The organism is Pseudomonas lactucae (genome assembly GCF_036688725.1).
In the GTDB taxonomy this organism is placed as follows: Bacteria; Pseudomonadota; Gammaproteobacteria; order Pseudomonadales; family Pseudomonadaceae; genus Aquipseudomonas; species Aquipseudomonas lactucae.
In genome coordinates this window covers 166,806-179,970 of sequence record NZ_JAQQPT010000016.1, presented here as the reverse complement: position 1 = coordinate 179,970, position 13,165 = coordinate 166,806, and the positions used below count along the sequence as shown (strand labels likewise).

The following is a 13,165-nucleotide window of genomic DNA, read 5'->3' as shown; positions in this document are numbered from 1 at the left end:
CGGTGTGACAGTCACTCAATAAGTTGACTGACACACCGCCATCGCGGGCAAGCCCGGCTCCCACAGGGTTCGGTGGTGTGTTTAATACAGTGGATTCACCGAGGAATAATCCTTGGCATCACCGGACTATTCACTCGTGATCAATATCCAACTTGGAAAACGTCACCTTGGCGCCTTCCTTGGTATCGCCACTGTTGTCCTGCACATAGGTGCCGGCCTTGAAATACAGCGGTTTGTCGCCCCACGCCGCGCCGATGCGCTCGTTCCACTCACTGTCGGCGGCATACACGCTGAGCAGCCCGGCCTTGTTGAGGTTGATCACGTAGGTGAAGCTTTTCTCCAGCGGCACATTGGAGGCGACGATGATCACGCGGCTGGTGTCTTCATCCGGGCGCATGCGCACTTTGGCGACGATGTTGCCGCTCTGGGTTTTTTCCTTGAATTGATATTCGAGTTTGATCAGCGGCTTCTGACTGTCGTAGGCATGGATCTGGCCGATCACGATCTTGCCGGTGGACGGCACCTGATTGACCGCGAGTGTTGCGCGCAGAAAGTTGTTTGCTTCGGGGTAGGTCCAGTTGCGCAGGCGGCCGTCGGCGTAGGTTTCGCGCAGTTCGCTGCGGGGGTAGATGGCGTTTTCGGTGCGGGTGCCGGTGACCGGCGTCCAGAATTGCACGTTGCTGCCTTCGGCCTGGAAATACTGGTCGTTGAAGCCGCTCATCAGCTTCGGAGTGTCGATGGTCGCAGGGGGCGAGCCGACTGGAATGCTCAGGTTCCAGGTAGAGAGGTCGATCATGGCATAGGCCTTATACAGAGGGGGTGATGGCTTTGGCCCGCGGGCCTCACGGGTTCTTTATAGGCGGTGGTCGGCCAGTTGTTAAACGATTGCTGGCAATTTATTGGCGCCAAGAGAATGTCAAAACGCCATATATCGCGTGGTACGGGGGCTGTAGCGCTTGACCGTTAGTCGGCTGACTGAACTTTGGCGTGATGATGGCATCCACGTCACTTCTGATTTTGAGGTTCCAGCGCTAGAGTGATGCCTCAGAGTTTGTCCGGGTTTACGCTTAGAAGTGACCGGAGCGAGTCCTTAAGGAAGAGACGTAGCATGGAATGCGCTCCACACCACGGCGACGGCGATTCGGTTCTTCTGGTGGTCGATGACTACCCGGAAAACCTGATCAGCATGCGTGCGCTTTTGCAACGTGACGACTGGCAGGTCGTAACCGCAGCCTCCGGTGTTGAAGCCCTGGAATTGTTGCTCAAGCATGAAGTCGATCTGGTGCTGCTGGATGTGAAAATGCCCGGCATGGACGGCTTTGAAGTGGCCCGCCTGATGCGTGGCAGTCAGCGCACGCGCATGACCCCGATCATCTTTCTGAGCGCCAATGCCCAATCGCCCGCGTCGGTGCTGGAGGGGTACGCCAGCGGCGCCATCGACTACCTGTTCAAACCCTTCGACCCGCATATCCTCAAGCCCAAGGTTCAGGCACTGCTGGAACACCAGCGTAACCGCCGGGCGTTGCAGCGCCTGAGTCATGACCTGGAGTCGGCCCGCGCCTTCAATGCCTCGGTGTTGGACAACGCCGCCGAAGGCATCCTGGTGGTGGGTGAGGAGGGGGTCATCGAGTACGCCAACCCGGCGATTTCGCGCCTGCTCAACGCCACGCTTCATGAGCTCAAAGGCCAGGAATTCCTTAGCTTCCTGCAAAAGCCTCACGTGCCTGCCTGGCTCGAATCGCAGATGTACGCCGGTTATCGCAAGGGTGAAACCTGGCGTCTGCACGATGCCATCCTGCGCACCAGCCGCGGGCAACAGGTGCCTGTGGCGCTGTCTTGCGCGCCGCTGCCGACTGAGCAGAAAGCCATGGTGGTGACGGTGCTGGACATGTCCGAAGTGCGCCACCTGCATCAGCAACTGGAGTTTCAGGCAGTCACTGACCCATTGACGGGGCTGTTGAACCGGCGTGGCTTTTATCAGGCGGTGGAAAATACCTTGTCGCGCAGCGAGCGGGTGGACCAGTCGCTGGTGTTGCTGTACCTGGACCTCGACGGTTTCAAGCGGGTCAACGATTCCCTGGGGCACGATGCCGGCGACCGCGTGCTGCGCTGGGTGTCGGAGCAACTGCAAGGTTGCCTGCGCTCCTACGACATCATCGGCCGCATGGGCGGGGATGAATTTACCGCGTTACTGGAGCTGGAATTCCCGGAGCACGCGGCGAAAATTTCGGAAAAACTGATCGAACGAGTGTCTGTTTGTCATCAGGTCGACGGTTTGGATGTGATGCTGGGGGTCAGCATCGGCATTGCCACGTTTCCGGACTGCGGGTCTGACCTCAACGGCCTGTTGCGCGCGGCCGATATCGCCATGTACGAAGCCAAGCGTGCTGGGCGTCAGCAATATCGCTATTACGACCAGGAAATGAACGGCCGCGCCCGTTCGCGCCTGATGCTCGAAGACAGCGTGCGCACGGCCATTGAAAACAAGGACTTTACCCTGGTCTACCAGCCCCAGGTGTCGCTGGAAGACGGGCACCTGCGCGGCGTCGAGGCGTTGTTGCGCTGGCAGCATCCCAGCGTCGGCGATGTACCGCCGGGGTTGTTTTTACCATTGCTGGAAGAGGTGCGGTTGATCAGCCAACTCAGTAGCTGGATTTACCAGCAGGTCGCCGCCCAGCGCCAGGCATGGCACACCACCTTCGACGACGAACTGGTGTTGAGCGTGAGCTTGAGCGCCAGTCAGTTCAATTTGCCCAACCTGGCAAACCAGCTACAGCAAATGATCGAGCGGTATGGACTGCGCGACCGGCAACTGGAGGTGGAAATCGGCGAAGACTGCCTGATGAACAACCTGGAAGAGGCCGCCAAGCAGCTCAAGTTGCTGCGCCGTGTGGGCGTGCGCATCGCGTTGGACGACTTTGGCTCGGGGCAGTGCTCCCTGGCGCATCTGCGTGATCTGGCGTTCGATACCCTCAAGCTCGACCCGCAGCTGGTGGCGCGCCTGCCGGGTTCGGTGCGGGATGCGGCGATGGCGCGCAGCATCATTGAGTTATGTGCCCATTTTGACGTGCTGGTGATTGCCGAGGGCGTGGAAACCCAGGAGCAAGCGAGCTGGCTCAAAGCCCACGGTTGCCCGTTTATCCAGGGGCCATGGGCGTCGCAGCCGTTGATGGCCGAGGTCGTGGCTGACTGGTCGCGCGCTCGCGTGCGTTGAATTCGCTACACTGACGGCCTTCGAACCCTGTTGCAGACTCCATGACCGCGCTGAAATACCTTCAGGCCTACCCGCCAGCCCTCCAGGAGCAGGTGCGCCAGCTGATCGCCAAGGACCAGTTGGGTGCCTACCTGGAGCAACGTTACCCCGAACGCCACGCCGTGCAGAGCGACAAGGCCCTGTACGCCTATGCCCTGGCCTTGAAGCAGGAACACCTGCGCAACGCGCCGGCCATCGACAAAGTGCTGTTCGATAATCGCCTGGACCTGACTCACCGCGCCCTCGGCCTGCACACCACGATTTCGCGGGTGCAGGGTGGCAATCTGAAGTCCAAGAAAGAGATCCGCATCGCTGCCTTGTTCAAAGAGGCGGCGCCGGAATTTCTGCGCATGATCGTGGTGCACGAACTGGCGCACTTCAAGGAATCGGACCATAACAAGGCGTTCTACAAACTCTGCGACTACATGATGCCGGGCTACCATCAGGTGGAATTCGACCTGCGGGTGTACCTCACGTATCGCGACCTGCAGGGCAAGCCCTGACGACACAAGGCGACCACCATGGATGTGAGCAAGACCAAAAGCAGTTTCTACCGCCGCCTGTATGTGGCGTACCTGATCGACAGCGGGCTGGCCAGCAGCGTCCCGGCGTTGACTGACGTCACCGGCATGCCGCGGCGCACGGCGCAGGACACGATCGCGGCGTTGGCCGATCTGGATATCGTCTGTGAATTCGAGCAGCAGGACGGTGCCCGCAACCATGCGGGGCAATATCGGATTCGTGATTGGGGGGCGATTGATCGGCGTTGGATCGAAGACAATCTGGCTTCGGTAAAGCGGGTGTTGGGGTATCCCTGAAGTTATGCACTGTTTTGGCTGACGCCATCGGGAACCCCCTCCCACATTCGACCGTATTCACAAATCAAAATGTGGGAGGGGGGCTTGCTCCCGATGAGCCCCTCAGGCGCGCCGCATACCTATATGAGGAATATCATCCTCAAGGTATTCCTCACCCGCCACCACAAACCCGTACTTCCCGTAATACCCCTGCAAATGCGCCTGGGCTGACAGGAAAATCGGCGTCTCGGGCCAAATCTCGTCGATCTGCCGTAGAGTTTCTTCCATCATCTGGTGCCCCAAGCCGGTACCGCGTGCCGATGGCGCGACGATCACCCGGCCGACCACCACGTCACCGCCCTGGGAGTCCGGGTCCAGCAGGCGCAGGTAGGCCACCAACTGATCATCCTGCCAGGCCATCAGGTGGTGGGTATCGCCCGCCAGGTCCTGCCCGTCGATGTCCTGATAGACGCACTTCTGCTCGACAACGAAAACCTCGCAGCGCAGACGCAGGATCGCGTAGAGCTGCTCCTTGCCCAAGTCAGTGTGATGTTTGCATACCCAATCAACCGTCATGATGAACTCTCGTGGAAACGTCTGTTCAGGATAGTAAGCGCGACGTGCGTGCGTGTCTAAATCGTCTATTTTTGTGAGTGACGTCAATTTGCCATCATCGTGTGCATGCGTCGTCTGTTTCTTTGTGTAATGTGAGCTACTGTTAGGACCTCAGGTCTCGCCTGAGCCAGAGCCACCGCCTGCCTGCCAAGGATTTTGAGCATGCCGCGATTCTTTCGTGCCGTTGCTTTGATTGGAGTGTTATTGCTGGCGACGCCTGCATTTGCGCAGAGTTTGCGTCTGGTCGCGGATGCCTGGCCGCCTTTTACCGATTCCACCCTGATCAACGGCGGGTTGGCTACCGACATCGTCCGTACGGCTCTGGCTCGTGCCGGCTATGCCAGTGATTTCGAGCAGGTGCCTTGGGCGCGCGCGCTGATGGGGGTGGGCGATGGGCGCTATGACGTGCTGATAAATGCCTGGTACGACGAGGCCCGCACGCATTTGGGGCAGTTCTCCAACGAATACCTGGTCAACCGCGTGTGCTTTATCAAGCGCCGTGACGACCCCATCGAGTACCAGAACCTTGAACAGCTGCACGACTACCCGATAGCCGTGGTGCGCGGCTATGCATATTCGCCTCCATTCGAGGCAGATGCACAGTTGCAAAAGGTCCCTGTGCATAACTTCGCCATGGCCGTGCGCATGCTGGCGGCGCAGCGGGTGCGGCTGACGGTGGAGGATGAGTACGTGGCGCGTTACTACCTGTCACGCGAATCGGCACGGGTGCGCAATGCGGTGGAGTTTTTGCCCACGCCGTTGAGTGAAAACAGCCTGCATATCCTGGTCAGCCTCAAGCACCCTGAGCATGCGCAGATCGTCGCGGGCTTTGATCGGGAGATTGCCAGGATGAAGGCCGATGGCAGTTATGCGCGGTTGATGAAGCTGCATGGGATGTAGTGTTCTCGCGGGCCCCCGATAGCGGCCTACGCCGCGCTGGTGTCCTTGATCAGGTGCGCCGCCAATGTTCGCAGCGGCCCTAACTGCCGACAAATCAATGCCAACTGCGTCTGCACCAGTCGCTGGCCCTCATCAATCTCGTCCGGCATCTGCTCCAGGTCCGCCGCGAGCGCTTCCTCAGCGTCGCTCTGGATCGCTATCGGTTGCTTGTTGGCCAGGCCTGTGGCGATTTCATCGATGCTCGTCGCCAGCGTCTTCCCGGCGCCGTCGATCAAGTGCTCGCGGACCTCGGCCGGCAATTGCGTATCGCGGTGGGCGCCGAGCCCCGACAAATAGCTGAGCAAAGTGTGGGACAGCACCAGGAAGCGGAAACCCACATCCGCTTCCTTACGAAAATGCCCCGGTTCCATCAGCATATTGGCCAGGGTGGTGGACAGCGCTGCGTCGGCGTTGTGCGCGTTGCGGCGGGCCAGACGGTAGGCCAGGTCGTCGCTTTTACCGACGGCGTATTGCTGCATGATCTGGCGCAGGTAGATGCTGTTGCAGGTCAGGGTATTGGCCAGCACTTTGTTCAGGCGTCGGCCTTGCCAGTCGGGCAGGAACAGGAACACCGCCAGGCCGGCGATCAGGCTGCCGAGCAAGGTGTCGAGCAAGCGCGGCAAAAACAGCCCGTAGCCATCGCCCACCTGGTTGAAGCAGAACAGCACCATCAAGGTAATGGCCGCGGTGGCCAGGGTGTAGCGGGTGGTGCGGTTGATAAAGAACACCAGGCCCGCGGCGATGGCGAACATCGATTGCACCAAGGGGCTGGGGAACAGGTCGAACAGCGCCCAGGCCACGGTAAGGCCGATGGCGGTGCCGATGATCCGCTGCCCGAGTTTGCGCCGCGTGGCGCCGTAGTTGGGCTGGCACACAAACAGGGTGGTGAGGATGATCCAGTAACCCTGGGAAGCGTGGATGACATGCAAGGTGCCGTAGCCGATGCTCAGCGCCAGGGACAGGCGCAGGGCGTGGCGGAACAGCAGCGAGGTCGGCGTCAGTTGTGTGCGCAGGCGTGTCCACATTTCCCTGAGGTTGCGCGGTGCGCGGTCCAGCAGGTTGCTGTCGGTGGCGTCGGCCAGGGCGTCGGGGTTGCTGGCGTCGCCGAGCAGGCGGTCAAGCGTCGACAAGTTGGCCGCCAGCGCCCGCAGCGAGCGCAGCAGTCCGCGCCAGGCCGGGTTGCTCTGGATGCGCAGGTGTTCCAGGGAGGCGTTCAGGTCGCTGAGGGCCTCGGCGAAGCCGTCGTCATAGATAAACGGCTGGCGCAGCTGGATCGACTCGGCCAGCGCTTGGCAGGCCTTGCCTTGCTGGCGCAGCAGACGCTGGCAGCGGAACAGCACATCGCTGTGGAAGAACGCCTCGGCCAGGGCGTTGTAGGGATAATGGGATGAACTGGCGCGTTCGTGGATGTCCTGGGCCAGGAAATACAGCTTGAGGTAGCGGCTGACTTTCGAGCCTGGTCGGCCATTGCCCACGCGGTGCAGGATGATCTCCTTCGCGGCATTCAGCGCCGCCACCACCCGGCCGTTTTGCTGGGCCAGTTCCAGGCGGCGCGCTTCCACATCCAGCTGGCGGATCGGTTCGAACAACGACGACTTGAGCTTGAGGTAACGCCCCAACTCGCGAAACAAACGCGCCAGGCTCTGCTGCACCGGCTGGTTGGAAAACAGCGCCTGCCACAGCACCGACAGCGCCCCGTACCAGGCCGCACCGGCCACCAGCAGCAGTGGCTCGTGCCAGAAATCATTCACCGCGCCACCGCGCTGGTCCACACCGATCATGGTGTACACCGACAGAATCAGCGTGGCCGATGCAATCGCCCCATAACGTTCACCCAGCGCGCCGAGCATGGTCAGGCCGAACGTCGCCAGGGCCAGGGAGATGGCGAAAATCCAGGGGTAGGGGAACAGCAACTCCACCGACAGCGCGGCGATGCTGAAACACACCAGCGTCACCGCCAGAGCGTTGAGGCGGCCTTGCCAGCTGTCGTCGGTCTCGGCCAGAGCGCTGGCGATAATCCCCAGGAACAGCGGGATCAGCAGGGTCATTTCATCCTGGTACCAGCACAGCGCCATGCTGCCGGTCAGGGCGATGAATACCCGAATGCTGTAGCTGAATTTATCCAGCGCCCACAGGCGCCGCAGGGAATGCTTGAACGAGGTCGATGACATGAAGTCGGGAGTCTTCCGGGACGTTGTCGCTAAATTGAGCTATCAAGGACGCCACGGCAAGGGTGGTGAGCACATCCCAGCGCAAATATTTCCAGGGTACGCCGCAAATCAAAATGTGGGAGGGGCTTGCTTCAGGCGTATTGTGCCGCGGCATAACCCGACGCCCACGCCCACTGGAAATTGAACCCGCCCAGGTGCCCGGTCACATCCAGTACTTCGCCGATAAAGTACAGCCCGGGGCTTTTCAGCGATTCCATGGTCTTGGACGACACTTCCCGCGTATCCACCCCACCCAGCGTCACCTCGGCGGTGCGATAGCCTTCGGTGCCCGCCGGCACCAGTTGCCAGTTCCCGAGTTTTTGCGCGATATCGGCAATTTCGGCGTGGGTGTATTGCTTCATCGGCTTGGACGCGAACCAGGTGTCCGCCAGCAGGTTGGCCATTTTCTTGGTGAAGATCTCACCCAGCAAGGTTTTCAGCTCGCTGTTGGGGCGCTCGACCTGTTGCTGTTGCAGCCAGGTGTGGGCGTCGTGGTCGGGCAGCAGGTTGATCTCTACGGTGTCGCCGGGTTCCCAGTACGAGGAAATCTGCAAAATCGCCGGCCCGCTGAGGCCACGGTGGGTAAACAGGATGTTCTCGCGAAAGCTCTGGTCGTTGCAGCTGACCAGGCAGTCCACGGAGGTGCCCGACAACTCGCCGCACAGCGTCTTGAGCTGATCGGTGATGGTGAACGGCACCAACCCTGCGCGGGTCGGCAGCAACGCGTGACCGAACTGCTTGGCCACCTGGTAACCAAAGCCGGTCGCGCCCAGGGTCGGGATCGACAGGCCGCCGGTGGCGATCACCAGTGACTCACAACGCAACTCACCCAAGGTGGTCTGCAACTGATAGCCGCTGTCGAGCCTGGCGATTTCCTCGATGGAGGTGTCCAGGTGCAGGCTCACGCCGGTCTGGATGCACTCGTCGAGCAACATGCCGAGGATATCGCTGGACTTGTTATCGCAGAACAGCTGGCCGAGCTTCTTCTCGTGGTACGGCACGCCGTGCTTGGCCACCAACCCGATGAAATCCCACTGGGTGTAGCGGGCCAGGGCGGACTTGCAGAAGTGCGCGTTGTGCGAGAGGAAGTTGGCCGGCTCGGTGTACATATTGGTGAAGTTGCAGCGGCCACCGCCGGACATCAGGATCTTTTTGCCGGCCTTGTTCGCATGGTCGATCAACATCACTTTGCGCCCACGCCCGGCAGCGGTCAGCGCGCACATCAAGCCTGCTGCGCCGGCGCCAATGATCACAACTTCGGTCGAGCGCACAGCAATGTCCTCATACAAATTCTGATTTGAAATACAGTCAAATGTGGGAGGGTGCTTGCCCCTCCCACATTGGATCTCCATTAGGTTGGAGATTTTTTACAGGATGCGAACGCGCAACGAACGGCCCTTGATCTTGCCGTCATTCAACCGCTGCAACGCCTGCTTGGCGATGCCACGCTCCACGGCCACGAAGGCCTGGAAATCAAAGATGGCGATCTTGCCGACCTGGGCGCCCGGGATGCCGGCCTCGCCAGTCAAGGCGCCAAGAATGTCACCTGGGCGAACCTTGTCTTTACGCCCGGCGGCGATGCACAGGGTGCTCATCTGCGGCAACAGCGGACCACCGCTTTGCGGCTTGAGGTTGTCCAGTTGGTCCCAGTTCAGCGGCGACTTCTGCAGTTGCTCGATGGCCTGGGCGCGGTGCGCTTCGGACGGCGCCACCAGGCTGATGGCGATGCCGGTCTCGCCGGCGCGGCCGGTACGGCCCACGCGGTGGATGTGGATTTCCGAGTCGCGGGCCAGTTCGACGTTGATCACCATGTCCAGCGCATCAATGTCCAGGCCACGGGCGGCAACGTCGGTGGCCACCAGCACCGAGGTGCTGCGGTTGGCGAACATCGCCAGCACCTGGTCACGGTCGCGCTGTTCCAGGTCGCCATGCAGGCCGACGGCGCAGATGCCCTTGGCCGTCAGGTGGTCCACGGTTTCCTGCACTTGCTGCTTGGTAAAGCAGAACGCCACGCACGAAGCTGGGCGGAAGTGCGCCAGTACCTTGGTCACGGCGTCCATGCGTTCTTCCGGCGAGATTTCGTAGAAACGCTGCTCGATCTGGTCGTCGGAGTGGAACGCTTCGGCCTTCACCTGCTGTGGCGCACGCATGAACTTCGACGCCAGTTGCTTGATGCTCACCGGGTAGGTGGCCGAGAACAGCAGGGTCTGGCGACGCGGCGGGGTCTTGCTGATGATGTCTTCGATGGCGTCGTAGAAGCCCATGTCGAGCATGCGGTCGGCTTCATCGAGGATCAGCGTGTTCAAGCCGTCGAGAACCAGCGAACCCTTGCGCAGGTGTTGCTGAATACGGCCCGGAGTGCCGACGATCACGTGGGCGCCGTGTTCCAGCGAGGCGATCTGCGGGCCGAGGGACACGCCGCCGCACAGGGTCAGCACCTTGATATTGTCTTCGGCGCGGGCCAGGCGACGGATTTCCTTGGCGACCTGGTCGGCCAGTTCGCGGGTCGGGCACATCACCAGCGCCTGGCAGCCAAAGTAGCGCGGGTTGATCGGGTTCAACAGGCCGATACCGAACGCAGCGGTCTTGCCGCTGCCGGTCTTGGCCTGGGCAATCAGGTCCAGCCCTTTGAGGATCACCGGCAAGCTTTGCGCCTGGATCTGCGTCATCTCGACATAACCCAGCGAGTCGAGGTTAGCCAGCATGGCGGCGGACAGGGGCAAAGTATTAAAAGCGGTGGCGATGGTAGTCACGGGACTGGCTCTGCAAAACAAAATGTCGCGCAGTGTAGCAGTCCCGTGGGATTTTCCCTGCAAGTTCTCGACGAGACGCCCGCTAGTGCTCGATATCGTGTTCGCGGCTGACCACGCGTTTGCCGTCTTTTGGCGACAATTGCAGGAAGATCGCCGCTGCCAGCATCGCCATGATGCCGACGGTGAGGAACGTCAACTGGAACGCGCCGAGCACGCTTTCCACGCCGTCATTGCCGGACTCCGCGGTAAACCCGCCGAGCAGCGCACCGGCGCAGGCCACGCCGAGGCTCAGGGACAGTTGCGCCACCACCGACAGCAAACTGTTGCCGCTGCTGGCCTGAGCGTCGTCGAGGTCGATCAGGGTGACGGTGTTCATCGCGGTAAATTGCAGCGAGTTGATGGCCCCCAGTACCGCCAGCATGCCCAGCAGCAATGGGTAGGGCGTGTGCTCCGTTACCAGGCCCATGCTGGCCAGCATGATCCCCAGCGCCAGGGTGTTGCCGGTCAGCACCACGCGGTAACCCAGGCGCTCAATCAGCGGCCGGGCGATGGACTTGGCAAACATCGCCGCCGCTGCCAGGGGCAACATGCTCATGCCGGCTTGCGACGGCGAATAACCCAGCGCCACCTGCAACAACAGCGGCACCAGGAACGGCAGCGCACCGCTGCCCAGCCGCGCGAAGAGGTTGCCCAGGATGCCCACCGCAAAGGTGCGCGTCTTGAACAGCACCGGTGAGAACAGCGCATGGTCGATATGCCCGGCGCGCAGCCAATACGCCGCCAGGCACGCCAGCCCGCCGAACAGCAGCAACATCACCCGCAAGTGCGGCAGGTGCAATTCACCCAGGCCTTCCATGGCGATGGTGATCAGCACCATCGCCGCGCCAAACAGCAGGAAGCCTGCGCCATCGAAGCGTGTGCGCTCGCTGCCGCGCAGATCGGGAATGAATTTCCACACGGCGTAGCAGCCGATCATGCCCACCGGCAGGTTGATCAGGAAGATCCAGTGCCAGGTCAGGTATTGCACCATCCAGCCGCCCATGGTCGGGCCGAGCAACGGGCCGAGCAGGCCGGGGATGGTGATGAACCCCATGATCCGCACCAGTTCGGAGCGGGGGTAGGCACGCAACACCACCAGCCGCCCGACCGGCAACATCAACGCTCCGCCCAAGCCCTGCACCACCCGCGCCCCCACCAGCATGGTCAGGCTACTGGACAAGGCGCACAGCAAGGAGCCGATGCTGAACAGCATGATCGCGCCAAAGAAGATTTTCTTGGTGCCGAAGCGGTCGGCGATCCAGCCCGACGCCGGAATCAGCAAGGCGACGGTGAGCATGTAGGCGATCACCACCCCTTGCATGCGCAGCGGGTTTTCCGCCAGGTCCCGGGCCATGGCCGGCAGTGCCGTGTTCAGAATCGTCCCATCCAGCGATTGCATGAAGAAGGCAATTGCCACCACCCAGGGGAGCCAGCGGGCGGTCTTGGCATCGAGAGGGGCGCGATTCGGCATGGGATCCCTTTTTGTTAGCAGGCTATGTGTCAGCGATTATGCGCCATTCGTCGCGCCTTTTCCCACTGGCGGTTCGTCTAACTCCGACAGCGCTGCGTGCTCGCCCACCAGGAAATTCAACAGCGCCCGGTGCACCGCCAACGCGGCCTCGCGGGACTCCAAATCCAGCAAATGGCCGGTGTGTTCGGCCACGGTGAAGCTGCTGCGTCCCACGTATTGCTTGAACAATTGGGCGTCGGCGGCCGGGGTGTATTCGTCCAGGGCGCCGTTGAGGAAATGCACTGGCGTTTCAATCTGCCGCAGCGCCGGCAGGTAGTTGCCATCGCCCAGGGCCAGTACCTGATGGATATGAAAGCGCGCCTGGCGGTACTCGGTGGTGGCCATGCTCGACAGGTGGCGGTGGTTGTTGCGCTTGAGGCGCGGCGACAGGTATTTGCCGACGGTCTCGTTGAGCAAGTGGCCGACGGCGGATTTGTCATCGGCCTCGATCAGCACGCGCACGCGCTCTACATAGTCGAGCATCGCCGGGTTGAGGTTGGGCGCCAGGGCCATCACCACCGAGCTTTCGATGGAGGGCGGGTTATGCGCCAGGGTCAGCAACGTCGAGATGCCGCCCCAGGAGGCCGATACCAGGTGGTTGACCTCAAAGCGCTCGACCAGGGCGCGCAGCATCTGTACTTCATCGTCCTTGGTCACCAGGTCCAGGTCGGTGTTGTGCTCGCGCGAATAACCGGAGAACGGCAAGTCGAACAGCAGCACATTGAAATGCTCGGCCAGGCATTTGCTCGTACGGGCGAAGGACCGCGTGGTCGACAGCGCGCCGTTGACCATCAGCACGGTTTTCTTGTGTGGGTCGTTGCCGAGTTGCTCTACATGGACGTTGTAGTGTTTGAACAGCTTTTGTATGACGAAACTTCCATGGTTCATCGCAGCACTCCCTGTGGTGTGGCGGTATGCTATTAACTCTTATAACGGGGTTTTTTGCGGGCGACAACAGGCTGCCCGTGCAAGCTGGGAGGAAGAGAATTTACTGTAGGAAGGGCCGAAGCCGAGAGGTTTGAATTCAGCACAAGACAATGTGGGAGGGG

General features: G+C 61.1%; 11 protein-coding genes. 4 read left to right on the top strand and 7 right to left on the bottom strand.

Translation table 11 applies throughout. From position 1 onward, the window contains the following. Positions 1–130: 130 nt before the first annotated feature. Positions 131–796: a polysaccharide lyase family 7 protein gene (locus tag V6M90_RS19590; RefSeq protein WP_003176611.1), complete on the bottom strand. Its 666-nt coding sequence runs from the start codon at positions 794–796 to the stop codon at positions 131–133. 312 nt (positions 797–1,108) lie between these two features. Here V6M90_RS19590 and V6M90_RS19585 point away from each other — a divergent pair, with 312 nt between their 5' ends. Genes V6M90_RS19585 through V6M90_RS19575 form a run of 3 tightly spaced genes read left to right on the top strand, consistent with a single transcriptional unit; the run spans position 1,109 to position 4,071 of the window. Next, positions 1,109–3,214, top strand: coding sequence for a putative bifunctional diguanylate cyclase/phosphodiesterase (locus V6M90_RS19585; RefSeq protein WP_003176610.1), 2,106 nt, complete (start codon positions 1,109–1,111; stop codon positions 3,212–3,214). Positions 3,215–3,255: 41 nt separating this feature from the next. Next, positions 3,256–3,756, top strand: coding sequence for a M48 metallopeptidase family protein (locus V6M90_RS19580; RefSeq protein ID WP_003176609.1), 501 nt, complete (start codon positions 3,256–3,258; stop codon positions 3,754–3,756). Between the two features lie 18 nt (positions 3,757–3,774). Beyond that, positions 3,775–4,071, top strand: coding sequence for a winged helix-turn-helix domain-containing protein (locus tag V6M90_RS19575; protein ID WP_078826405.1), 297 nt, complete (start codon positions 3,775–3,777; stop codon positions 4,069–4,071). Positions 4,072–4,173: 102 nt separating this feature from the next. On the opposite strand, the gene V6M90_RS19570 is transcribed toward V6M90_RS19575, so the two are convergent. Continuing rightward, on the bottom strand, positions 4,174–4,626 hold the full coding sequence (locus tag V6M90_RS19570) for a GNAT family N-acetyltransferase (RefSeq protein ID WP_003176607.1): 453 nt from the start codon (positions 4,624–4,626) through the stop codon (positions 4,174–4,176). Positions 4,627–4,827: 201 nt separating this feature from the next. Between V6M90_RS19570 and V6M90_RS19565 the strand changes: the two genes are divergently transcribed. Beyond that, positions 4,828–5,565: a substrate-binding periplasmic protein gene (locus V6M90_RS19565; protein WP_332846976.1), complete on the top strand. Its 738-nt coding sequence runs from the start codon at positions 4,828–4,830 to the stop codon at positions 5,563–5,565. Positions 5,566–5,591: 26 nt separating this feature from the next. On the opposite strand, the gene yccS is transcribed toward V6M90_RS19565, so the two are convergent. The 5 genes from yccS to V6M90_RS19540 all read right to left on the bottom strand — a co-directional run bounded on the left by yccS (position 5,592) and on the right by V6M90_RS19540 (position 13,004). After that, the gene (gene yccS, locus V6M90_RS19560) at positions 5,592–7,775 is read right to left on the bottom strand and encodes a YccS family putative transporter (RefSeq protein WP_141062918.1); all 2,184 of its coding nucleotides are present in this window, start codon (positions 7,773–7,775) and stop codon (positions 5,592–5,594) included. 131 nt (positions 7,776–7,906) lie between these two features. Continuing rightward, positions 7,907–9,085, bottom strand: a complete 1,179-nt coding sequence (locus V6M90_RS19555; RefSeq protein WP_042945382.1) for a BaiN/RdsA family NAD(P)/FAD-dependent oxidoreductase — start codon at positions 9,083–9,085, stop codon at positions 7,907–7,909. Between the two features lie 96 nt (positions 9,086–9,181). Beyond that, entirely contained in the window at positions 9,182–10,519 is a 1,338-nt protein-coding gene (dbpA, locus tag V6M90_RS19550) for an ATP-dependent RNA helicase DbpA (RefSeq protein WP_305429660.1), read from the bottom strand. Positions 10,520–10,649: 130 nt separating this feature from the next. Continuing rightward, on the bottom strand, positions 10,650–12,077 hold the full coding sequence (gene mdtD, locus V6M90_RS19545) for a multidrug transporter subunit MdtD (RefSeq protein WP_078735001.1): 1,428 nt from the start codon (positions 12,075–12,077) through the stop codon (positions 10,650–10,652). Between the two features lie 36 nt (positions 12,078–12,113). Continuing rightward, positions 12,114–13,004 carry an alpha/beta fold hydrolase gene (locus V6M90_RS19540; protein WP_141062920.1) on the bottom strand — a complete coding sequence of 297 codons (891 nt, stop codon included), beginning with the start codon at positions 13,002–13,004 and terminating at the stop codon, positions 12,114–12,116. Positions 13,005–13,165: the final 161 nt, after the last annotated feature.

What these genes read in the sequence shown, in the direction of transcription:
- V6M90_RS19590 (WP_003176611.1), bottom strand. Translation starts at nt 796, where the DNA reads ATGATCGACCTCTCTACCTGGAACCTGAGCATTCCAGTCGGCTCGCCC.
- V6M90_RS19585 (WP_003176610.1), top strand. Translation starts at nt 1,109, where the DNA reads ATGGAATGCGCTCCACACCACGGCGACGGCGATTCGGTTCTTCTGGTG.
- V6M90_RS19580 (WP_003176609.1), top strand. Translation starts at nt 3,256, where the DNA reads ATGACCGCGCTGAAATACCTTCAGGCCTACCCGCCAGCCCTCCAGGAG.
- V6M90_RS19575 (WP_078826405.1), top strand. Translation starts at nt 3,775, where the DNA reads ATGGATGTGAGCAAGACCAAAAGCAGTTTCTACCGCCGCCTGTATGTG.
- V6M90_RS19570 (WP_003176607.1), bottom strand. Translation starts at nt 4,626, where the DNA reads ATGACGGTTGATTGGGTATGCAAACATCACACTGACTTGGGCAAGGAG.
- V6M90_RS19565 (WP_332846976.1), top strand. Translation starts at nt 4,828, where the DNA reads ATGCCGCGATTCTTTCGTGCCGTTGCTTTGATTGGAGTGTTATTGCTG.
- yccS (WP_141062918.1), bottom strand. Translation starts at nt 7,775, where the DNA reads ATGTCATCGACCTCGTTCAAGCATTCCCTGCGGCGCCTGTGGGCGCTG.
- dbpA (WP_305429660.1), bottom strand. Translation starts at nt 10,519, where the DNA reads ATGCTGGCTAACCTCGACTCGCTGGGTTATGTCGAGATGACGCAGATC.
- mdtD (WP_078735001.1), bottom strand. Translation starts at nt 12,077, where the DNA reads ATGCCGAATCGCGCCCCTCTCGATGCCAAGACCGCCCGCTGGCTCCCC.
- V6M90_RS19540 (WP_141062920.1), bottom strand. Translation starts at nt 13,004, where the DNA reads ATGAACCATGGAAGTTTCGTCATACAAAAGCTGTTCAAACACTACAAC.